Here is a 22,852-nt window from a genome sequence, read left to right on the forward strand (position 1 = left end):
TTTATTATGTTCGTCTTACCAGTCGAGTAACAAGACGTAAAAAAGGGGCTAATTAGCCCCTTAATCTGAATTTTTGATTTTAGGTCAACAGACCCTAGTTCTACTTTTATGCGTTAACTTTTGCAAGCTCTGCACGCATCTCATCAATCACTTCTTTGTAATCTGGTTGATTGAAGATAGCTGAACCAGCAACGAACATATCAGCGCCCGCTTCTGCAATTTCACGGATGTTATCCACTTTCACGCCACCATCAATCTCAAGGCGGATATCGCGGCCTGATTCATCAATTAGCTTACGAACAGCACGCAGCTTATCAAGCGTGTGTGGAATGAAATATTGACCGCCAAAGCCAGGGTTCACAGACATCAGTAGAATCATGTCTACTTTGTCTAGGATGTAATCAAGGCAAGACAACGGTGTTGCCGGGTTTAGAACGACACCCGCTTTACAGCCGTGTTCTTTGATTAGCTGTAGAGTACGATCAACGTGCTCAGATGCTTCAACATGGAAGGTAATCATTGATGCGCCGGCTTTAGCAAACTCAGGAACGATGCTATCCACAGGCTTAACCATTAGGTGAACATCGATAGGAGCTGTAATACCGTAATCGCGCAGCGCTTTACAGATAGGTGCGCCAAAAGTCAGGTTCGGTACGTAGTGGTTGTCCATCACATCGAAGTGCACAACATCAGCACCCGCTGCGAGTACTTTCTCTACGTCTTCACCAAGACGAGCAAAATCTGCAGACAAAATCGATGGAGCAATTAGAAAATCTTTCATACCAAACCTCTTAAGAGTGAGTAAATTGCGAATATCACCGCCTTGCGAGAACTCATACACAAATACAAGACTCAATCCCAAGACTATTTGGTGTGCAATTCTACCTAAGCACCTAAGCAGATCCTAGCAGTTCGAAAGATTAGTTTATGAAAGTCCCCTTTGGTCACTCAAATTTAATGAGTTTTAGGGTTATTTTGACCGCTACAATTCTGCTGAAGCGTGTTGCTGGTTTTTCTCTTTATGAAAAAGTGCCAGTAACTCATCGACTTTATTACGCCCAGCGCCATTACGGCTAATGGTGCGCTTAACCTTGACCACATTCAATTCCGCACCATGGTATAAACGGCGCGTTAAGGTGGTGTCATGGTTTGAAATCAAGACGGGGATGTCTCGTTCCATCGCCGCTCTTTCTGCAACATCAGCCAAGGCCGCTTGATCATCTAAGCTGAAGCCATTACCGGCATAAGAGGTAAAGTTAGCGGTGCTCGACAACGGTGCATAAGGAGGGTCACAATAGACGACACACCCTTTACGGGCGCGGCTAAAGGTCTCAGTATACCCTTCACAGACGAACGTTGCTTTTTTCGATTTCTCTGAGAAAAATTCAAGCTCTGCTTCTGGGAAATACGGCTTTTTATAAGAACCAAACGGAACGTTAAAACCACCTTTCTTGTTGTATCGACACAGACCATTAAAGCCAAATCGATTCATATACAAGAATGCAAGCGAGCGATACATGATGTTATCGGTAGCATTGAACTGAGCTCGAACATCTAAAAAAACTTCTTTACGGTTGTTCTCGGGACAGAACCAACGCTTCGCTTCAGATATGTAGGTTTCAGGATCAGTTTTAAGCAGGTTATACAGGTTGATAAGATCGGGATTGATATCCGCAAGCAGGTATTGTTCAAAATCAGTATTTAGAAATACTGAGCCTGCACCGACAAACGGTTCAACCAATTTCCGAGCAGGTGGCAGGTGACGTTGGATGTCTTCAACTAGGCCATATTTACCACCAGCCCATTTTAGAAAGGCACGCTGCTTTTTCATTTACTGCTCTATCTATCAACTCAAAAATAAGGCTGCGGAATGTAACATATTTTAAGGCTAAGCTCAGGGTTATTTCGCACGTTCTATCTCTCGATGTACCTGATTCATCGATTTTGCCCAAGGTTCCAACTCTTGAAGGGCTTTTGGTAGCGAACTCACCGCATCTCGCGCGACTTGAATCGTCGGGTAATCTTGGTAAGTGATAATAAACCACTTGGTATCATTTCGTAGTGTTGGATAAATACGAACCTTGTTTTCGACTTCATACTCTTCAATAAAAGACTGAACATCTTCTAATGCGGTCATCGCACTCAACTGTAAGGTATAAGCGCGTGGGGAGATAGCTTGTAGCTCCTCGCGAGAAAATGAAAAGGTGATTTTTTTAGTCGGCGGCGTTGATTGTGTCAGGTCCGCATCTTGATCGACTGAAGATTGTGATTCATTTCCTGTTGCATCAGATTGCGAATTAACTGGAGATCCAGTGTTCTCTTCCACGGCAGCATCAATCGCACTGGTATCGGCACTCTCTGGCTTATCATCAAGCAAAGCATCAACGACATCAGAAGTAATCACCACGCGCTGCTGGTTTTTATCTACCTCACCAACACTGGCAGTATCTTCAACCACAACTGGCGGTAGAGACGAACTATCATCGTCAGCACCTTGGTAACTCATGTCAGTTGTTATTTCTGAATCAACCGTTCCTTCAGCACCAACTTGCTCGCTACCAGTCTTCACTTCAAAAGTAGGGATAGCAGTTTGTTCAATTGGTGAGATAAGAGATTGTACTTTATCGTCAGGTGTTGGTTGACTGAACATCCACCAATAACCGCCACCAATTAAAACCAACAACAAGGCCACCACAATCGCAATGTTGATTGGTGAACCAATAATTGAGCGAATAATAATCCTTTTTTCCACTTTCAATTCTCCTAAAGCCATTAACTCTCCGGGCAGAGGTTGCGCTTTCTTATACGCATGTCGCACGCGAGATTCAGACTCATCATCAACATACCGAATCACTAAAGATTCAAAGAAATGTTCAGCCTCTGGCTGAGAAAGATTATCGATCTCTAGATCGATAGGCTTATGTTGTTGGCCATAACTCAGACGTGTTAATAGCGTGTCTAAGTGGCCAGTGTCAGAAAAGAGAACGATATTGATCGTCCATTGGGGGTTAGATTGAGCTTCCAGTACCAACATCCATAATTCGGATACCAATAGCTCGGAGAGTCGGTGGGCATCATCAACAACGATAACCACGTTACACGCCTCTCCATCAAGTAACCTAGCTAGGCTATCTGATAAGGAATCATGTTGATTAAATAGGGGGTCAGAAACAATTTGGCTAAGAATAAGCGCGCGACGTTGTTGATCGTCTTGGCTCGGGTGACAAAGCAGTAAGCATTGATTTTTTTCTGTCGACCACGCCTCAAGATAACGCTGAGCTAACCAAGAACGGCCTGAACCAGCTTTACCCGCAACCGTCACTAGGTTTGAACCAAAGTTAGTCAAAAGCTGTAAGCGTTCTAGCAGCTCAACTTGAGACTCTAACTCTAATACTCTTAATTCATGAGCCAAACTCATTGGGGATCCCTACTGATAAGACCGATCAGTAAAACGCTTCAGTTGCCTAGAGTTTAGCTAGGCAACCTCACAACCAAATTTAAAGAGTACGGCAGAAATCAATCGCTTGTTTAATGATGTCTTGAGGCACATCAGCAACCACTTCAGCAGTACCAATACTTGTTGGCAATACCAGGCGTAATTGACCAGACAGCACTTTTTTATCACGCATCATGTGCTTCATAAAGTCTTCAAAAGACATGCTTTCTGGCGTATGAACTGGCAGTTTCGCATCCTTGAGTATAGAAATAATTCGCTCAAGCTGCTGCTGAGAGATCAGTCCCTGTAATTGAGCGGTTTTCGCTGCCATTACAGTTCCTGAAGACACAGCTTCACCATGTAGCCAATTACCATAGCCTAGTTCAGCTTCGATCGCATGACCAAATGTATGACCTAGGTTCAATAACGCTCTGATTCCTGACTCTTTTTCATCTAGAGCAACCACTTCTGCCTTAATTGCACAACAACGAGCAATTGCGGTAATCAGTGCTTCTTCATCAAGTTGATAAAGTTTCTCTAGATTCAGTTCCAACCAATCAAAGAAGGCTTCATCGTAAATGATGCCGTATTTGATTACCTCAGCAATACCCGCTGCGAACTCACGCTCAGGAAGCGTTGATAAACAGTGAATATCAATGATGACAGATTTTGGTTGGTAAAAAGCGCCGATCATATTCTTACCAAGAAGATGGTTCACTGCGGTTTTACCACCTACAGAGGAATCCACTTGAGAAAGAAGTGTCGTCGGGATTTGAATGAAATCAATACCGCGTTGATAACAAGATGCAGCAAAACCGACCAAATCACCGATAACACCACCACCTAAAGCAATCACAACCACATCGCGGCTGTAATTTCCTTCAAGCATGTAGCTCATCACTGAGTTGAACGTTTCGAGGGTTTTGTATTGCTCACCGTCTGGCAACTCTAAAAGAGAAGTTTGACAGCCTACTTGATCCAATAGCGATAAAATTTTATCAGCATAAAGAGGCGCTACTGTCACATTACTGATAACAACAACTTTCTGTTTGCCTGATAAAAAAGAAAGGTACGCCGGGTCTTCAAATAACCCGGCGCCAATAGAGATTGGGTAGCTACGCTCAGCTAGATTGACCGTAATCCGTTCCATGGGTTTGCTCTCCGAAAAATGAACTTAACGTTCTTCTAGCATTTTTACGATCTGGTTGGCTACCACTTTTGCACTTTGGTCGTCAGTACGAACTGTGTAGTCCGACACTTCCTCGTATAGTGTGTTGCGGGATACAGCTAGATCTTCTAGCACGTCACGCGGGTTGTCTGTTTGAAGTAGAGGGCGTTTCTTGTCGCGGTTAGTGCGAGCAAGTTGCTTTTCAATTGTTGTCTCTAGGTACACAACAATGCCTCGTGCAGATAGACGGTTACGGTTTTCTTTGCTCAGCACTGAACCACCACCTGTCGCAAGAACAATACCTTGTTCTTCTGTCAGATCGTTGATTACAGATTCTTCGCGTTTACGGAAACCATCTTCGCCCTCAACATCAAAAACCCATGCGATGTCTGCGCCAGTGCGCTCTTCGATCACAGTGTCAGAGTCTAAAAACTCCATATGAAGTTGGGAAGCTAGGTGTCTACCAATTGTACTTTTGCCGGCGCCCATTGGGCCAACAAGAAAAATATTGCGTTTCTCAGCCATGTTTTTAGCAGTAATTTACAACGTTAATTCAATGACATCGCCACAAGGTAGGTCAGTACAAGTACTGAAATTAAAAGGCCCGTGGCACCGATTCCTCACAGATAATTCGTGATAAGACCCGAAATTATCAAGGTTAGGTGCCACTAATGCAACTTTATTTTTAATCTAATTGTTCATTACTGAATCACAACTTTAGGTGTAACAAAAATAAGTAGTTCACTTTTGCCCACATTTTCATAGCTGCGACGGAACAATGCGCCTAAAACTGGCAAGTCTCCCAACAGAGGAACTTTATCGACCGTGCTGCTGACACTGTGTTGAAAAATCCCACCGAGCACGACAGTTTCACCATTATTAACAAGCACTTGCGTGCCAATCCTTTGGGTATCAATGGCCACAGCCTCACCCGTTCCCGTTTTCACAACTTGCCCAGGTCTATCTTGAGTCACACTCAAATCCAACACCAAGCGATTATCTGGCGTGATCTGCGGTGTCACCTTCAGACTCAATACCGCTTTCTTAAATGCGACCGATGTTGCACCACTAGAAGAGGACTCTAAATAGGGAATTTCCGTGCCTTGCTCAATATAAGCCGGTTTTTTATTGGTGGTGATTAATCGTGGGCTAGAAATAATTTCGGCTTTCGACTCTTGTTGTAGTGCTGATAACTCAAGGTCGAGCAAAGTATCAGAACCGAGCTTAGCAACCTGAAAAGCAATGCTTGAAGCATTCGGAGATGTCGCACCCAAGTTTACATTTAGAAAGTCATCAATCACGCTGTTTCCACTATTGTCATCATAAGGAGTAATTGAAGATAAATGGTTACCTTCTATCGAACCGCCAACAGTGAAGCTACCATTTGTTGAAGAAACGCCCCAACGTACCCCAAGTTCATCAAGGTTACCCTCAGTAACCGTCACAATGCGTGCCTCTATCTGTACTTGTTTTACCGGGATATCCAAGGATTCAATAATGCCTCGTATCACCGTAATGTTTTCTTCTAGCTCTCGAATCAAAAGCGAGTTGGTACGCTCATCAATAGTAATTGAACCTCGATCAGACAGCATACTCACCGAGCCATCACCGCCAATCATGTCTGCGATATCGGTCGCTTTGGCAAAGTTAATCTTGATAATTTCCGACTTAAGCTCTCCCAACTCCTCTTCTAAGCGAGATTTTTCTAACGCTTGTTGCTCGCGAAGATCGAGCTCAGCTTTTGGTGCCACTAAGATAACGTTACCATCAACGCGTTTATCCAATCCTTTAACTTGCAAGATAATGTCGAGAACTTGCTGCCAAGGGACGCCATCTAACCGTAAAGTTAAATTTCCTGCGACTGAATCAGACACCACTAAGTTGAAATCATTGTAATCGGCTATCAATTGAAGAACATTACGAACAGGAATGTCTTGGAAGTTAATCGATATCAGCTTGCCTTCTTTTTCCAAGATGCTTTTCTCAACCGCCGCTTTATCGACCTTAGGCTGACTCACAACAACCTCAATAAAGCGTCCTTTAAGGTTGTACTCATATTGGTAGTCATTGGAGATGTTTGCCAACAGCCGAGTGCTCGGCGATTCTCTAAAGACTTCAATACCCTCAACTAAGGTCGCAAAATCCCTGACGTCCAGTAGATACAGTTTGTCGTCGTCTACCTGAGTATTAATCAACTCAATACTTAAGCCTTCTTGCACTCGCTGAACATCGACAACCGCAGTGGTGGTTGCCAATTCGATAATGATGATCGCGTCTTTGTCTTTATTTACCCTGAAATCAATATTCTCCAACTTGTTGGAGGTTTCGGCGTAAATTGTTACCGTAAAAAACAACATCAAAGACAACACAATGCCTTGCAGCGCTTTGTTCACTATCCCACTTATTCCTTTAATCATAGTTACATCTCATATCCACATCATGTGACATTGGTTTACTTCAGAGCTAACCTAACGTTGCGTTTGTGCCAACAACCTAAGCCATCTGGAAGAGTTTCATTTATCAGAACGTACTGGCTTGTCACTTTAGTGACCCGACCGTTATTTAAGCCGATGAATTGGCCTTTCTTTACATTCACAACGTTGCCTCTCGGCGTTTGCACTAATCCAAGTACATTTGAACCACTTCCCATTACGCCTTTTAAACGCAGCTTGCTCAGAGGGTACTTTTCTAACTTGCCATTCCGAGAGCGAACACTAGGCTGCCAACAGTTTTTCTTAACCAAAGGTTGGTTTTGCACGATCGCTTCTTTAGGAAGTTCAAAGGGAGGACGAAAAGCTCGACGTTGATAAATAGCGGCTGAAAATTCAGTGACCGGGACAAGCTGATCCACCTCTTTCCTGGCCTTAGCTTCGACGTGTACAACAAAGTCATCTAACGAATCCTCGTTCGCTTTGCAGCCCGACAACACAAGCAGTAACAATATGGAATAAAGCACGTTACTGGGTTTCATCATTGACCTCCGCTTTGAACTGGTAGGTATAAGCTCGAACCCTAAAATGCAGTGTGCTACTTTCTTGACTGACTCGTTGCCAATTCACATCATCAAAGCTAATAATGCGCGGGAGCTTAGCGATGGCCGCAGAGAAATCACCAATCTCGTGGTAATCACCAGTCAGTTCGATATTGAGTGGCAATAAATACAGGAACGCCTTGTTTTGCTTCTGTCCCCAATCAATCCGCGTAAACGTCAGTTTATTATCCAACCCAAGCTCATTCACTGAGGCCAACATGCTGGCTAGCTCTTTCTGAACCGGTAGTTGCTCTAATAGGTAGTCGTAGCGGCTGGTCAACTCATCTAGTTGGCTCTGCAGCTTAGGCAAAGCCGCCACCTTATTGGCTTTAATTCTCAAAGTGGCTTTAAGCGTCTGCTCTTGTTGCTTCATCTGTTGAAGTTCATCGTCCAACGGCAGAATATAGAGCCAAGTCCCTACCCCTTGGATAAGCACCATTAACACCATAATCACTAGCAGTTGAGGCAACAAAGGCCATTCAGTGATCTCATCAACATCGAGCTCTCGCAAGCTCATCCTATTTTGCCAACTAATCCGATTTTGAAAGCTAGCCATGATTCGCCCCCTTATTTTCTATCTTGGCGGTTGCGCTTTCTGCGGTTGTATTTTCTAAAGAAACAGGGCTAAACACAAAAGAGACCTTGAAGGTCTGGAAGTCCTTATTGAAACGTTTACGGTTGTGAACGATAGAATGCATCTCGACCCCTTTAAGAGAGTCGGAACGTTCGAGGTTATCCAACATAGTTGCGAGGCGAGCGGTACTGTCACTGATGCCCGACATTTCGATTTCCTGACCATTCATTTTGATCTTGTCGACATACACGCCCTCAGGAATCAACTCAGGCATCAGGTTCATAAAGTCGGTAGTTTTATTGCGACCGAGTTGTAATGACTCCACAACATCGAGTCTGGTAAGAATGGCTTTGTGTTCTTGTTCCGCCACTTTTAATGATTGGATCTTCTGGTCGAGCTCTGCGATGTACTTATCGAGGTAACTGAGGCGAGATTGCTGCTTGGCGTGTTGGCCATGAAAATAGTTTCCCACCGCCCATTGCCCCAAGAACGCTATAATGGTGCCGAGAATAACCAAATGAACAAAACGCTTTTTATGCTGACCTCGAATCTCGTCACGCCAAGGCAGCAGGTTAATTTGATGCAACATGCTTTTCTCCTTGCCATTTAAGCCCACTCATTGCCATACCCGCCGCAATACCAAAATGTTGCCAATCCATAGGTAGTCGACGCTTCTTCGCAACCTTATTTTCAAACAAAGACAAAGGATTCAATGACTCACAACTCAACTGAAAATGTCGCTCTAGCTCATCAATGAGCATCGGTGTGCTTGCACCCTCACCCATCAACCATATCCCTGCAATAGGTTGAAGCGTATTCACCGACGAATAGAGCTGTAACTGACGCTTGAGTTTTTCAATTAAATTGACAATAAATCGGTGCGTCTCCTCGGCTGTGACGAACCCACCTTCGATATCACTAGGTTTATCCGTACCGCGAAGATCTTGGGTACCAAAGGCAAGGTCTTTATAAAAAGGTACTGAACCTTGTGGGATAATCCCTAACGACGTTTGGTCGATGCCAACATCCACCAGCAACCAATTCTTTTTTTCTGGATACAAACGCGAAGCCAGTTGCCAAATATTGAGAAGGCCATGTGCCTGTGTATCAACCAAGATAGGTTTAAACCCTGCTTTCGTTAACGCATCGGCTCGGCTATCAACCACCTCTTTACGAGTCGCATACACTTGGTAGCTGCTTGTTGATCCTTTACCAAATCGTTTGTCTTCCAGCTTTACAAAATCTAAACTCAGCTCCTCGATAGGAAAGGGAGATTGGTGAGCAAAGGTTTGATAGATCGAGAACTCTTTTTCTCTGTCTTCTAGATCACTCTCTATTTGCAGTACTTTGCTGATCACTGTGTTCTCCGGTACCGAAATAGAGACGTTGCGACTTCCAAAAGGCAGCCCTTTCCTAAGTTCTTTGAGTTTCTTAACAGTTTTCTGATACTCCAGAGTATGGTTAGCTGTAAAAATGTCGTCCGAAATCGGCAGCTCTTTGTATCCCACTAGGGCATACGACTCCCCAACGGGTTTTAGGACCACAGCTTTGATGCTGTGATGATTTATATCTATACCTGTAATTAATGATGAACCCATGTGACCTAGCTCCTGAAGTGCCAAGCATTTCGTTGATTATCTAGGGGTTGTGATTATTAGTTAAATAAGCGTTAATAAACGAAAGCTAAGTTTTTAACCTAGAGTACAAGGGTTTGCTGCTTATCAGCCTTAACTAATCAGGGATTATCCGGTGAAGTTCATAAAGCGATTATTCATATTTACATTGATTTGCATGATTCTTGGAGTCAGTACAATTTTTGGGTTTTATTATTACGTAAAACCCGAGCTGCCTGATGTTGCTACTCTGCGTGACGTAAAACTCCAAACGCCAATGCAAGTCTTCAGTCAAGACGGTAAATTGATCTCTCAATTTGGTGAGAAGCGTCGTAACCCAGTGACTTATGACGAGATCCCTCGCCACTTAGTTGAGGCCCTGATTGCCACCGAAGATAGCCGTTTCTACGAACACCCAGGTATTGATCCAATTGGTATCACCCGTGCAGCGCTCGTCGTTGCGATGTCGGGTTCAGCCAAACAAGGGGCGAGTACCATTACTCAACAACTTGCGCGTAACTTCTTCTTATCTAATGAGAAAAAGATCATGCGTAAGATCAAAGAGATCTTCATTGCGATCCATATCGAGCAACTGCTTAGCAAAGAAGAGATCATGGAGCTTTATGTAAACAAGATCTTCCTTGGTCACCGCTCGTACGGTTTTGGCGCGGCAGCGCGTGTTTATTTCGGTAAGGATCTCCCTGAGCTTACCCTGAGTGAAATTGCTACACTGGCGGGTATGCCAAAAGCACCATCCACGATGAACCCTATCTATTCGATTGAGCGCGCGACTCACCGTCGTAACGTGGTATTACGTCGTATGTTAGACGAGAAATACATCACTCAATCAGAGTTCGATGAAGCTCGTAGCGAGACTTTGATATCGAAATACCACGGTGCAGAGATTGAACTGAGCGCACCCTATGTTGCTGAAGTAGCACGAGCTTGGATGGTTGAACGCTACGGTGAAGCCGCTTATACGTCAGGTATGAAGGTTTACACGACTGTTGATTCAAAACTTCAAAAAGCAGCTAACCAAGCCGCGATTAAAAACCTACTTGGTTACGATGAGCGTCACGGTTACCGCGGTGCTGAAAAAGTGTTGTGGCAAACCGCGCAATCGGCTTGGGATCATGAACAAATCGTTAAGCATCTGAAGTCTCAACCAACCTATGGTGACCTAGTTCCAGCGGTTGTTACGGCCGTTGATTCGAAAAGCACACAAATCTGGGTTAAAAACCAAGGTGAAGGCTCTATCGAATGGCAAGGCATGAACTGGGCGCGTAAGTTCCTAACGGATAATCGTCAAGGCCCTGCCCCATCTCAAGCAAAAGAAATTGTTGCGGTTGGAGAGCAAATCTGGGTTCGCCATGAAGCGATAACAGGTGACGAAGTCTCTGAAGAACCAACAGAAGAAGCAACGACGGAAACTGAAACACCGGTTGTATGGCGACTAAGCCAAGTACCCAATGCGAACACCGCTTTTGTTGCAATGAACCCGAACAACGGCGCGATATTGTCGATGGTCGGTGGCTTTAACTTTGTTCACAACAAATTTAACCGTGCAACGCAATCTGTTCGTCAAGTCGGTTCTGGCATCAAACCATTTATCTACTCAGCGGCCATTGATAAAGGCTTAACTCTGGCATCACTGATCAACGATGCACCTATCAACCAATGGGATAAGAGCCAAGGTACGGCATGGCGACCAAAGAACTCACCACCGACATACGTGGGTCCTACGCGTTTACGCATTGGCTTAGCTCAATCTAAAAACGTAATGGCTGTGCGTGTGCTTCGTGAAGTGGGTTTGGATGACACTCGTAATTATCTAACACGTTTTGGTTTTGATATTGATGAAGTGCCTCGCTCAGAAACTATTGCGCTGGGTGCTGGCAGCTTAACACCAATGAAAGTAGCGCAAGGTTACTCGGTATTCGCTAATGGCGGCTACTACGTAGAACCGTTCTACATCAGCCATATTGAAACCCCATTTGGTGAAACTGAATTTGAAGCGACACCAAAAGTGGTTTGTAAGGACAATTGCGATCAGAAAGCTGCCACAGATCCAATGGCCGATGAATTTGCAGAGCAAGATGTCGACGCGAAAATACAGTACGCACCTCAAGTGATCTCTGAGCAGAACGCATTCCTTGTTCGTGAAATGATGTACAGCAACATCTGGGGCGGCGGTGACTGGAGCGCAGGCACTGGTTGGAACGGTACAGGTTGGCGTGCACAGCCGTTGAAGCGTCGTGACATTGGCGGCAAAACAGGTACCACCAACGATTCGAAAGATACTTGGTACAGCGGGTACGGCCCTGGCATGGTTGCAACGGTGTGGGTTGGCTTTGATAACCACAACCGCAACCTAGGTAGAACCAAAACAAACTCGAACCTTGGTAAAAACCAGATTACAGGTGCAGAAGCGGGCGCTAAAACAGCAGAACCTGCATGGGTTGATTTCATGGGCACTGCATTAGCAGATGTACCTGCGCAGCGTAAAGAACTTCCGGAAAACATCGTCCGAGTTCGTATCGACCGTGAAACTGGCTTACTGACCAACAAGTTCGATAGCTCATCAATGTTCGAGTACTTCGAAAAAGGCACAGAGCCAACCGAGTACATCACTGAACGTTTCAACGATGATATCTACTCAACGTCATCAGGCGAAGCCGTAGAAGAGCTGTTCTAGCTAGGGTTTGTTGAACCTAGTAAGATGAACCAACTAAAAAGGGTTGATATGAATTCATATCAACCCTTTTTTGTATCTACTGTTTGAACCTTTGATATCTATTATTTTAAAACAAACAGCTAAACCACTTTCTCTAATTGCGTGCGAATAGTGTCAGCCAGTTGCTCAAATCGTCCCTTCAATGGAGAGCCTGGTCGGTATGCGACAACAATGCGACGTGAAGGCGTTGGATTAACAGCCGGTACGTAACACACACCATCTTTCTTCTTTTCCTTTGGAACCGATAGCTGAGGTAACAAGGTAATACCCGCCCCTGCCGCTACCATGTTACGCAGCGTCTCTAAGCTGGTCGCTTTAAAACGTTCATCGTCTTTTGCTCCCGCAGCAAAACAGAAGCCTAAGGCTTGGTCTCGTAAACAGTGGCCATCACCTAAAGACAGTACCGTTCTTCCATTGAGTTGCAACATGTCCACACTGTCTTGCTCAGCCCATTCATGGTCACACGGAACCGCAACACTTAATGGTTCATTATAAACATCAAGTTCTTTGAAAGAAGCCGTTTCATCTACAGCAGCCAATACCAAGCAATCCAACTTGCCATCTTCTAGCTGACTCACTAATTGATTCGTCTGAGCTTCATGCAAGTAGAGTTCAAGATCGGGAAAACACTCTTTAAGATGAGGAATAATTTTCGGCAATATGTAAGGCCCCACAGTCGGAATAAAACCGATGTGCATTGGCCCTGTCATCGCTTCACCGTGTCCGCTTGCCATATCTTTAAAGGTCTTCACTTCATTGAGAATGCGTTTTGCCTGTTCCACAAGTTGTAAACCAGATTCTGTAAAGATCACCTTCCTTGGACTACGCTCGGTTAACTGAAGACCAATTTCATCTTCGAGTTTACGTATCTGCCCACTCAAAGTAGGTTGACTGACGAAGCACGCCTCTGCCGCTTTTCTAAAGTGCTTATGCTCTGCGAGCGCCACCAAATATTCAAAGTCACGAATGTTCATGCTCAGCCTCTTACCTCAGGTTTTAATAAGAACAAGGGTTTTAATAGAAACATTTAAAAGAAAAATGTTCTTGATAGAATTTACCTATCAAAACCATAACATCAAACGATTAGAGCTATCAAAGGATTTGTCTAATAATGGGCTCAACGAAACGAAACAGAGCAAAGAAAAACGTTAAGCTCTGAGTGAACAAAATTAAAAATACTATTTAAGGAAATCAATATGTTTGCATCTAAAGAAGGTCAATCAATCCCTCAAGTAACATTCCCAACTCGCCAAGGTGATGCATGGGTTAACATAACGACGGAAGAGCTATTCAAAGACAAGACAGTTATCGTATTCAGCCTACCAGGTGCGTTTACACCAACATGTTCTTCAAGCCACCTACCTCGTTACAACGAGCTACACTCTGTATTCAAAGAAAACGGCGTTGATGACATCCTTTGTGTTTCTGTAAACGACACGTTCGTAATGAACGCATGGAAAGCAGACCAAGAAGCTGAAAAAATCACATTCATCCCAGATGGCAACGGCGACTTCACAGACGGTATGGGTATGTTAGTTGAGAAAAATGACATTGGTTTTGGCAAACGTTCATGGCGCTACAGCATGCTGGTTAAAAACGGCGTAGTAGAAAAAATGTTCATCGAAGAAGACGTACCAGGCGACCCGTTCAAGGTTTCTGATGCAGATACTATGCTTAACTACCTTGCTCCTGAGCACAAAGAGCAAGAATCAATCACAGTATTCACTAAGCCAGGCTGTCCTTTCTGTATGAAAGCGAAACAGAACCTAATCGACAAAGGTCTAAACTACGAAGAAGTGGTTCTGGGTAAAGACGCAACAACAGTAAGCCTACGTGCAATCTCTGGTCGCACTACAGTTCCTCAAGTATTCATCGGTGGCAAACACATCGGTGGCAGCGAAGAGCTAGAAGCTTTCCTAGGTTAATCACTTAGTCGCTAATAAACGCTAATAAACGCTTAGCAATTAAATGACCTAAGTAATTAAATAGCTTAATAATACCAGCTAACCCACCCTCTTGTGGGTTAGCTATTCCAAATCACTCTTATATGAGCTTTGGAAAAGATACAGCTTCTGACTCGCCAACTTTTAACTAACCTATAGTTAGTAACAAGAAGCAGTAAGTAACAAAAGCTGAATCACCAACTAAACCTAATAAAACAGAATCACAAAACTGACCCGCTATCCTGACTCTCAACAAATCACCAGAGTTGGAGGGGTTTGTTCAAACTAAATTTAGCCATTGCGAGAAAATTATTATGAAACAAGTCAATGTAGATGTAGCAGTTATCGGGGGCGGTACAGCAGGTCTAGGTTCTTACCGCGCTGCAAAAGCACACACTGACAGTGTTGTGATGATTGAAGGCGGCCCTTACGGTACAACCTGTGCTCGTGTTGGTTGTATGCCATCTAAACTGCTTATTGCAGCGGCAGAAAGCGTACATCACATCGAGAAAGCTCCGGCTTTTGGCGTTCACCCACAAGGTGATATCGTGATTAACGGCCGTGAAGTCATGGACCGAGTGAAGTTTGAACGTGACCGTTTTGTGGGTTTTGTTTTAGAAGGTGTTGATGAAATCCCAGAGCAAGACAAAATCTCTGGCTACGCTAAATTCTTAAATGACAACACGCTACAAATTGATGACCACACAGTAGTGACTGCTAAGCGCATTGTTATCGCAACAGGTTCTCGCCCTGCTTATCCAGCAGTTTGGAATGAACTTGGTGACCGCCTGATCATTAACGATGACGTGTTCAGCTGGGATGATTTACCAGAATCGGTTGCAGTATTCGGCCCTGGCGTTATTGGCCTAGAGCTTGGTCAGTCACTGCACCGCTTAGGTGTGAAAACAAAACTATTCGGCTTAGGTGGTCAAGTTGGCCCAGTGACAGACCCAGAGATCATGGCTTATGCTGATAAAGCCTTCAATGAAGAGTTCTATCTTGATGCTGACGTAAAAATCGAAAGCATGAAGCGTATTACCATTGAATCGGGTGAAGCTCGTGTCGAAATCCAGTTCATCAATAAGCAAGGTGAGCTAGAAACTAACGTCGTTGAGTATGTGCTGGCAGCAACGGGTCGTCGTCCAAATACCGATAAACTTGGCCTAGAAAACACCTCTCTAGAACTTGATGAACGTGGTGTGCCAATCGCCGATCACTACACGCTACAAACGTCGCTACCTTCAGTATTTATTGCAGGTGATGCAAGTAACCAGCTGCCTCTACTGCATGAAGCCGCAGACCAAGCACGTATTGCGGGTGACAACGCAGGTCGCTTCCCTGAGATTCGAGCAGGCTTGCGCCGCTCAAAAATCTCAGCCGTGTTCTCAGACCCGCAAATTGCGATGGTTGGAGAAACGTATAAAGAGATCACAACACGCCTAGGCACATGTGGTTGTTTTGCAACAGGCGAAGTGTCTTTCGAAAGCCAAGGCCGTTCACGAGTGATGCTGCGTAACAAAGGTATTCTGCACGTTTACGGCGAGCAAGGTACAGGCCGCTTCCTTGGAGCTGAAATGATGGGACCAAACGCAGAGCATTTAGCTCACTTATTAGCTTGGGCACACCAGAATAAGATGACGGTTTCTGAAATGCTAGATATGCCTTTCTACCACCCAGTGATTGAAGAAGGTGTTCGAACAGCGCTACGTGACCTCAATGCAAAACTGCACCTTGGTCCGGAGACGGTGAAACACTGTCTAGATTGTGGCCCTGGTTGTTAATCTCTGCTGATTGATACAGAACGCATAGATTAGATACTAAAAAGGAAAGCCATTGGCTTTCCTTTTTGTTTTGGCAGCGACAGATTCCCGATTACGCTCCTTCGTCGCTACCGGGAGTGACGATAATTATCAAAATATTATAGGACCGAAATCCTCTACGTCATTCCAGAACTGAGGAACGAAGTATCTGGAATCTCTTGAAGCCATTACCTGTCGCTAAATACTTAGCTATTACTTCTCAGCAGCAATCACAGAGATCTCAACAAGTAGCGCTTCGCGAGCCATATCACCCGTCACACATGCACGAGCTGGGGCATGACCTTCTGGAACCCATGCATCCCATACTTCATTCATTTCTTGGAAGTCTTTCATGTCTTTCAAGTAAATCGTTGCTGATAGCATGTGCTCTTTGTCACTGCCTGCTTGCTCAAGTAGAGTTTCAACTTTATCTAGCATGGTCTGTGTTTGTTCTGTGATGTCTTTTGTTGCATCAGCACAAACTTGGCCACATAGGTAGATAGTGCCGTTATGTTTAACAATACGGCTCATGCGTTGTTTGGTTTCTTGGCGCTCAATCATCGACTTTCTCTCTCTGTGTCACCGTGATCCAATATCTTGTGACGTGTTATTATCAGGGCAACAAGCATAACGCGAATCTAGCCCAAGATGACATGTATTCATTGCAATAAAAGTGAAAAAATCCGTAACAAACTCGGTCGCTGCCAGCGCTGCATGAATCAACTAACGCTATTGTCGATAGCCAGTTGGGGAGCGTGGTGGATATTTTTCAAAGATGATCCGAAAGCCATAAACTCTATCGCTTTGATGATGGCCGCTTGCGCATTCAGTGGTTTGTTGTCGCTGCATTGGATAATGAAATTTGTCGTGCTGCCTTTACGAAATAACAAACACTAGATTGAAATTGGAATCGTTTATGGGAATGACAGTGTCAGCAAACAATGTGCGATCCTATCTAAAGGCTCCGTGAGTGAATTCATCCTGAAAAACAGCCTACAAACCAATTCCCAAACAGCAGATAGAAAAAAGCCCCAGAACCAATCGATTCTAGGGCTTTCTTAGAAATTTCTAAGAAAAAGCAGTGGTACTTTAATAGACCGGACTTTTCTTAGTTTGTTCCCAAAAAAGATCAGATTTTTGATCTTTTTTTTAGGAGCTATAAAATCAATGATTTATGCAACATTAACCTTAGCGATAATCTGCTCTACCAAGTTCACTTCCAAGGCCACTTCATCACATGCATGTTGACGAGGACACTGGTCACAATCTTTTAGTACCTTCTCTGGCAGCAAAGACTTTGATGTTGGCAAGAAGTCATGCTTCATAAAGAACTCAGGAGTACGAGTCAGTACAAACACCTTCTTGATTGCCATTTGTCGTGCTTTATCAACCAAATTCTGAACAATCGCAGTACCTTGACCTTGGCCTTGCCAACCCGCTTCGACGCCGAGGGAGCGAATTTCAGCTAAGCCAGAATCATAGACATAGAGTGATGCACAGCCTGTCACTTCACCATGATGTTCAGCCACCGCGAACGAGCCAATATCACGCACCAGTTCATTACGAGAACGAGGCAGGTTTTCACCCATGTTAGCCCAGTAGGCCACCATGCCTTCTAACGCTTCGATATCCGTCAAACGAGCAGGACGAACCTTAACAATTGAAGTATCACGCTGTGATAAACGCTTCTCGGCTTGATCAACCGCGTAAGCGACTTGCTGCGGTGACACACCACCTAGCGCACTACGTTTTTCAAGACACGATTCAATGGTCAAGATGCTATACACATCTTCTTCGATCACATCGGAGAACTCTTTCAACTCTGCGATGGTCAATTCTTCTAGTGCACAGCCTTTAGCAATGGCCGCAACTACCGTCACACCTACAATGTGGTGAGCTTCACGGAAAGGAATGCCTTTCGCAACTAAGTAATCAGCCAGTTCGGTTGAGTTTGCATAACCTTGCTTCGCCGCTTCAAGTGTACGCTCGCCATTCACTTTAATGCCGTCAAAACAAAGAGCCGCCATTTCCATACAATCATTCCAAGTATCTAAAGCGTCGAACAGACCTTCTTTATCTTCTTGCATGTCTTTGTTGTACGCCAAAGGCAGAGCTTTTACTGTCATCATCATTGCCGCTAATGAACCATATACACGGCCAGTTTTGCCACGGATAAGTTCGAGCGCATCCGGGTTTTTCTTTTGTGGCATCAGGGATGAACCTGAAGTCACAGTATCCGCTAACTCGATGAAATTCGATTCACCCGAGTTGTAGAAAATCATATCTTCTGCAAGACGTGAAAGGTGAAGCATAGAGATAGATGCAATCGACATCAGCTCCATCACATGATCACGGTCAGAGACTGAATCTAGAGAGTTACGTGTTGCACGACGGAAACCTAAGTTGTGAGCTAACTCTTCACGGTCCATCGGGTAAGCCGTTCCGGCAAGGGCACCAGAACCCAGCGGACATGTATCTAGACGCTTAATCGCATCATTCAAACGAGAGTAGTCACGCTCAAGCATTTCAACGTAAGCCAGGCACCAGTGAGCAAAAGTTACTGGCTGAGCACGTTGCAAGTGAGTGTAGCCAGGAAGCACGGTTTCTTGATGCTGAGAAGCAACGTTCACCATTTGGCTTTGTAGGCGATCAAGCGCTAACAGTAATTGGTTACCTTGTTGACGACACCATAGTTTAAGGTCTGTCGCTACTTGGTCATTACGAGAACGGCCAGTGTGAAGCTTTTTACCCAAATCACCGACTTTGCCAATAAGTTGTTGCTCAACCCAGCTGTGAATATCTTCTGCATCAGAACGTAAGATCTGTTCAGGGTCTTCCATCACTTCGAGTTTTAGCTCATTCAGTGCAAGCTCTAGTCTTTGCTGTTCTTCTTCTGTTAGAACATTGACCGACTGTAGAGCTTTTGACCAAGCAATAGAGCCAACAATGTCTTGCTCAGCCAATCGGTAATCAAAACGAAGAGAATCGTTAAAATCTTTGAACCGAGTGTCTGCTGCTTGGGTAAATCTACCGCCCCATAATGCCATTGTGTATCTCCTAATTGCACAGTGCTCACTGTTTTTTGCAAATGATAATTCTGATTAAGATTCAGTATTTTTCTGATGGTTTAAACTTACGGCAATTCAAAATGAAAATAAAGTATTAATTCATTATTTTCACATATTTATTCACCAAAAGATCATTCCATTGATTATTTTCAGCGTGGAGCGCGAATTATATGCCATTCAATGGTAAAAGCTGAAGCTGATTTATTAAGCGAATAGAAAACAAAAAGCCCATTCACTGTTTAGTAGTAAATGGGCTTTGCATAATAATGTCGGTTTACTGGCCTTTAACCTTGCGCTAAAAGCTAGCTCGCTAACTCATTGTTAGGATTACTTTTGGCTATTCAAAGCACGGATGCGGCTTGATAGCGAGTAAAGACGGATGAAGCCTTCAGCATGGCTTTGGTCGTAAACTTCATCTTCACCAAAGGTTGCAAACTCTTCAGAGTACAGGCTGTTATCAGAACGTTTCTGAGTCACTGTTGCATGGCCTTTGTAAAGTTTGATAACCACTTCGCCATTCACGTCTTGTGCTAGTTCTTCTGTCGCGGCAAGAATTGATTTGCATAATGGAGTGAACCAACGGCCATCGTATACAAGGTGAGAAGCCTTAACACCTAGCTCTTCACGGAATTCGAATGCCGCTTTATCAAGAACCAGTTGCTCTACTGCACGTAGTGCTTCCATCATGATTGTGCCACCTGGAGTTTCGTAACAACCACGAGACTTCATACCAACAAGACGGTTTTCTACGATATCGATACGACCAACACCGTGCTTCGCACCCTTCTCGTTTAGGTAAACCAGTGCGTTGTATGGCGTCATTGTTTCGCCATCTACCGCTACCACTTCACCTTTTTCAACTTTAAGCGTCACTGTTTCAGATTCGTTTGGTGCTTGTTCTGGATCTACCGTCCATGCCCAGCAATCTTCATCCGGTGCGTTCCATGTATTTTCTAGAACACCACCTTCGGTAGAGATGTGCCATGCGTTTGCATCACGCGAGTAAATCTTAGTAAGAGAAGCCGTACAAGGAATGTTACGCTCTGCTAGGTAATCCAGACACTCTTCACGGCTCACTAGATCCCATTCACGCCAAGGTGCAATTACGTGTAGGTCTGGTGCTAGTGCAGCAAATGCACCTTCAAAACGAACTTGGTCATTACCCTTACCCGTACAGCCGTGACATAGCGCGTCTGCACCTACTTTACGGGCAACTTCAACCTGAGCTTTCGCAATGATTGGACGAGCCATTGAAGTACCTAACAAGTATTTACCTTCGTAGTAAGCACCTGTTTTGAGCGTTGGGTAGATGTAATCTGCCACCATCTCTTCTTTAAGGTCAGCGATGTAACACTCAGATGCACCAGATGCGATCGCTTTTTCTTCGATACCAATCAGTTCTTCATCACCTTGGCCTACATCAGCAACAAATGCGATAACTTCACAATCATAGTTCTCTTTCAACCATGGAATGATTACTGATGTGTCTAGACCGCCAGAGTAGGCTACTACAACTTTCTTTACGTTAACTTTGCTCATTTTCTTTCTCCTAGTTTCCATACTGCACATGGCGGTCAGCGTTGGAAATGACTTTAATAGTTATTATTTAAATTTATTTGTCTAAATTCTTTAAGTAGTGACTCGTTGTGAGGCCTACTGAGGTAAAAACTGTGTTCCTATGCTTTTACCTGAAAAAAGTTGTGTCAGTTTGTCTGGGTATCGCCAAGTGGCGACTTCGATTGGTCGTCCAAGGTCGTTAGCGGCTTCTAATGCGGCTTTGACCTTAACGATCATGCCGTCAGTAATGACTTTACCTTTAATAAGGTCATCAGCTTGTTGTTGATTAAGGCTTGGAATGAGGTGACCTTTGCCATCCAAAACACCACTCACATCAGAAAGTAGTACCAATTCAGCATCGAGTGCACCTGCCACAGCCACAGCCGCTTGGTCTGCATTGACGTTCATCAGTTGTCCTTGCTCAGTCAGACCAATAGAACTAATGATTGGCAATGCACCAGCATCAAGGATGGCTTGCAGAACGGTTGAGTCGCCCGGCTCAGCTTTACCTACTGCACCCAATTCAGGGTTCAGCTCGCTGACTTTACATAGACCACCGTCGGCGAGGCTCAAACCAACGGCGTTGATACCGTCTTTAATTGCCTGACCTTGAAGTAATTTATTCGCGGTGCCCGCTAGCGCGCCTGCGATCAAAGGAATTTGATCGTAAGGGGTAACACGTAGCCCTTCTTTCTTAACCGTTTCGAGGTTTAGCTTACTCATCAAATCATCAACAAGGTAACCACCACCGTGAACGATCACGATTGGTCGCTGTGCTTGTTGTTGGTAAGCAGAGATAGCACCAAATAACTTGCTAAGTGTTTCACCACAAGATAGCGCAGCGCCACCTAACTTTATGATTAATGGTTGATTATTAAGGCTCATATCTAGATTTCCTTACACTAACGCAGTTAATGGCGCAAAACCATAACGTAAATTCAAACACTGCATCGCTTGGCTAGATGCACCCTTTAATAAGTTATCAATCGCTGAAACAACGATGATATGTTGACCTTGAACCTTCCAGCCTAAATCGCAGAAAGGTGTCTGTTCTACATCTTGAATTCTTGGCAATGTCTCTTCGAGTAATCTCACAGCGGGCTTACCTTGATAAGCTTGCTCGAAGGAATCTTGTATCTGTTGTTCTGTCACACCGTCAGCCAATTTCATGGTGATGGTCGCTAAAATGCCGCGCTTAAAATTCCCTAGATGCGGAGTGAAAATCACATCACATCCTAAGTGTGCAGCCATTTCAGGTTGATGACGGTGATTGAATACCCCATAAGCTTGTAAGCTCACTTCACAGAAGCTGTTTACCATGCTCGCCTTACGACCTGCTCCAGTGACACCACTGGTTGCGTTAATCACCGGCCATTGGTTTGTATCAAGTAGCTTTGCTTCAACCAAAGGCTTAATCGCTAATTGAGAAGCTGTTGGGTAACAACCGGCTACTGCGACAAGTTGAGCTTCTTTAATTTCTTGCTCGTTCCACTCAGCTAAGCCGTAAGCTGCTTTATCGAGCCACTGTTCATGTTGATGCTCAAAACCGTAGAACTCTTGATAAAAGTTTTCGCCTTTAACTCTAAACGCGCCCGATAGGTCGAATACTTGGCAATCATTCTCAAGAAAGATGGGTGCTAGGTCGTGGCTTACTTCATGCGCGGTTGCTAAGAAAATCACGTCTGATTGCTTTGCCACTTCTTCCGGATTTGTTAAAGGTTGCACTGGCATATCAATCAGGCCAGCTAACTTACCGTGCAGTGCAGCGATAGGTTTACCCGCGTCTACACTATTGGCTGAGACATATAAACCTGATAGCGTGAGCTCAGGGTGTCTGTTTATCATTAGAGCCAGTTCTGCTCCTGTGTAGCCGCTTGCGCCAATGATCGTGGTTTTCAACATCTCAACACATCCATTCCTGAGGTAAGT

General features: G+C 44.4%; 21 protein-coding genes. 5 read left to right on the forward strand and 16 right to left on the reverse strand.

The genetic code is table 11. The annotated features are described in order from the left end of the window. Window positions 1-106: 106 nt before the first annotated feature. The 10 genes from rpe to pilM form a co-directional block, all read right to left on the reverse strand. Window positions 107-781: a ribulose-phosphate 3-epimerase gene (gene rpe, locus AACW75_RS26000; protein ID WP_237297585.1), complete on the reverse strand. Its 675-nt coding sequence runs from the start codon at window positions 779-781 to the stop codon at window positions 107-109. Between the two features lie 201 nt (window positions 782-982). Further along, window positions 983-1,831 (reverse strand): Dam family site-specific DNA-(adenine-N6)-methyltransferase, encoded by an 849-nt coding sequence (locus AACW75_RS26005; RefSeq protein ID WP_017073700.1) that lies wholly within the window; start codon window positions 1,829-1,831, stop codon window positions 983-985. 69 nt (window positions 1,832-1,900) lie between these two features. Next, window positions 1,901-3,418: an SPOR domain-containing protein gene (locus AACW75_RS26010; protein WP_237297586.1), complete on the reverse strand. Its 1,518-nt coding sequence runs from the start codon at window positions 3,416-3,418 to the stop codon at window positions 1,901-1,903. A 79-nt stretch (window positions 3,419-3,497) separates the two neighbouring features. Further along, on the reverse strand, window positions 3,498-4,586 hold the full coding sequence (gene aroB, locus AACW75_RS26015; RefSeq protein WP_145570003.1) for a 3-dehydroquinate synthase: 1,089 nt from the start codon (window positions 4,584-4,586) through the stop codon (window positions 3,498-3,500). Between the two features lie 24 nt (window positions 4,587-4,610). Next, window positions 4,611-5,129 carry a shikimate kinase AroK gene (gene aroK, locus AACW75_RS26020; protein WP_017073703.1) on the reverse strand — a complete coding sequence of 173 codons (519 nt, stop codon included), beginning with the start codon at window positions 5,127-5,129 and terminating at the stop codon, window positions 4,611-4,613. A 176-nt stretch (window positions 5,130-5,305) separates the two neighbouring features. Beyond that, on the reverse strand, window positions 5,306-7,021 hold the full coding sequence (locus tag AACW75_RS26025) for a type IV pilus secretin PilQ (RefSeq protein WP_145570005.1): 1,716 nt from the start codon (window positions 7,019-7,021) through the stop codon (window positions 5,306-5,308). 35 nt (window positions 7,022-7,056) lie between these two features. Further along, window positions 7,057-7,575, reverse strand: a complete 519-nt coding sequence (locus tag AACW75_RS26030; protein WP_029224876.1) for a pilus assembly protein PilP — start codon at window positions 7,573-7,575, stop codon at window positions 7,057-7,059. Next, window positions 7,562-8,191 (reverse strand): type IV pilus inner membrane component PilO, encoded by a 630-nt coding sequence (locus tag AACW75_RS26035; protein ID WP_145570007.1) that lies wholly within the window; start codon window positions 8,189-8,191, stop codon window positions 7,562-7,564. The genes AACW75_RS26030 and AACW75_RS26035 overlap by 14 nt, the downstream gene beginning before the upstream one ends. Then, window positions 8,184-8,798: a PilN domain-containing protein gene (locus AACW75_RS26040; protein WP_029224877.1), complete on the reverse strand. Its 615-nt coding sequence runs from the start codon at window positions 8,796-8,798 to the stop codon at window positions 8,184-8,186. The genes AACW75_RS26035 and AACW75_RS26040 overlap by 8 nt, the downstream gene beginning before the upstream one ends. Beyond that, window positions 8,782-9,807 (reverse strand): type IV pilus assembly protein PilM, encoded by a 1,026-nt coding sequence (gene pilM, locus AACW75_RS26045; protein ID WP_029224878.1) that lies wholly within the window; start codon window positions 9,805-9,807, stop codon window positions 8,782-8,784. Before pilM ends, AACW75_RS26040 begins: the two co-directional genes overlap by 17 nt. Window positions 9,808-9,958: 151 nt before the next feature. On the opposite strand from pilM, the gene AACW75_RS26050 reads away from it, so the two are divergent. After that, on the forward strand, window positions 9,959-12,517 hold the full coding sequence (locus tag AACW75_RS26050; protein WP_186437180.1) for a PBP1A family penicillin-binding protein: 2,559 nt from the start codon (window positions 9,959-9,961) through the stop codon (window positions 12,515-12,517). A gap of 119 nt (window positions 12,518-12,636) precedes the next feature. Here AACW75_RS26050 and oxyR read toward each other — a convergent pair whose 3' ends face one another. Beyond that, the gene (gene oxyR / locus AACW75_RS26055; RefSeq protein WP_145570009.1) at window positions 12,637-13,530 is read right to left on the reverse strand and encodes a DNA-binding transcriptional regulator OxyR; all 894 of its coding nucleotides are present in this window, start codon (window positions 13,528-13,530) and stop codon (window positions 12,637-12,639) included. Here oxyR and AACW75_RS26060 point away from each other — a divergent pair. From AACW75_RS26060 to AACW75_RS26070, 3 genes are all read left to right on the forward strand, one after another. Beyond that, window positions 13,529-13,708 (forward strand): hypothetical protein, encoded by a 180-nt coding sequence (locus tag AACW75_RS26060; RefSeq protein ID WP_017073711.1) that lies wholly within the window; start codon window positions 13,529-13,531, stop codon window positions 13,706-13,708. The two genes, oxyR and AACW75_RS26060, sit on opposite strands and share 2 nt — an antisense overlap. 44 nt (window positions 13,709-13,752) lie before the next feature. After that, window positions 13,753-14,481: a glutathione peroxidase gene (locus tag AACW75_RS26065; RefSeq protein ID WP_145570010.1), complete on the forward strand. Its 729-nt coding sequence runs from the start codon at window positions 13,753-13,755 to the stop codon at window positions 14,479-14,481. A 332-nt stretch (window positions 14,482-14,813) separates the two neighbouring features. Further along, window positions 14,814-16,280 carry a dihydrolipoyl dehydrogenase gene (locus AACW75_RS26070; RefSeq protein ID WP_145570012.1) on the forward strand — a complete coding sequence of 489 codons (1,467 nt, stop codon included), beginning with the start codon at window positions 14,814-14,816 and terminating at the stop codon, window positions 16,278-16,280. A 231-nt stretch (window positions 16,281-16,511) separates the two neighbouring features. On the opposite strand, the gene AACW75_RS26075 is transcribed toward AACW75_RS26070, so the two are convergent. Then, complete coding sequence (locus AACW75_RS26075; RefSeq protein WP_145570014.1) at window positions 16,512-16,859, reverse strand: RidA family protein; 348 nt, start codon at window positions 16,857-16,859, stop codon at window positions 16,512-16,514. Between the two features lie 87 nt (window positions 16,860-16,946). On the opposite strand from AACW75_RS26075, the gene AACW75_RS26080 reads away from it, so the two are divergent. Continuing rightward, complete coding sequence (locus tag AACW75_RS26080; protein WP_145570016.1) at window positions 16,947-17,195, forward strand: DUF3624 domain-containing protein; 249 nt, start codon at window positions 16,947-16,949, stop codon at window positions 17,193-17,195. A 275-nt stretch (window positions 17,196-17,470) separates the two neighbouring features. Here the strand turns inward: AACW75_RS26080 and argH are convergent, their stop codons facing one another. The 4 genes from argH to argC form a co-directional block, all read right to left on the reverse strand. Continuing rightward, window positions 17,471-19,345 carry an argininosuccinate lyase gene (gene argH, locus AACW75_RS26085; RefSeq protein WP_017073715.1) on the reverse strand — a complete coding sequence of 625 codons (1,875 nt, stop codon included), beginning with the start codon at window positions 19,343-19,345 and terminating at the stop codon, window positions 17,471-17,473. Between the two features lie 348 nt (window positions 19,346-19,693). Further along, entirely contained in the window at window positions 19,694-20,905 is a 1,212-nt protein-coding gene (locus tag AACW75_RS26090; protein ID WP_029224880.1) for an argininosuccinate synthase, read from the reverse strand. Between the two features lie 114 nt (window positions 20,906-21,019). After that, window positions 21,020-21,808 carry an acetylglutamate kinase gene (argB, locus tag AACW75_RS26095; RefSeq protein ID WP_145570018.1) on the reverse strand — a complete coding sequence of 263 codons (789 nt, stop codon included), beginning with the start codon at window positions 21,806-21,808 and terminating at the stop codon, window positions 21,020-21,022. A 12-nt stretch (window positions 21,809-21,820) separates the two neighbouring features. Then, complete coding sequence (argC, locus tag AACW75_RS26100) at window positions 21,821-22,825, reverse strand: N-acetyl-gamma-glutamyl-phosphate reductase (protein ID WP_145570020.1); 1,005 nt, start codon at window positions 22,823-22,825, stop codon at window positions 21,821-21,823. Window positions 22,826-22,852 lie beyond the last annotated feature (27 nt).

It is taken from the genome of Vibrio sp. L3-7, assembly GCF_963898195.1.
Taxonomy (GTDB): Bacteria; Pseudomonadota; Gammaproteobacteria; order Enterobacterales; family Vibrionaceae; genus Vibrio; species Vibrio echinoideorum.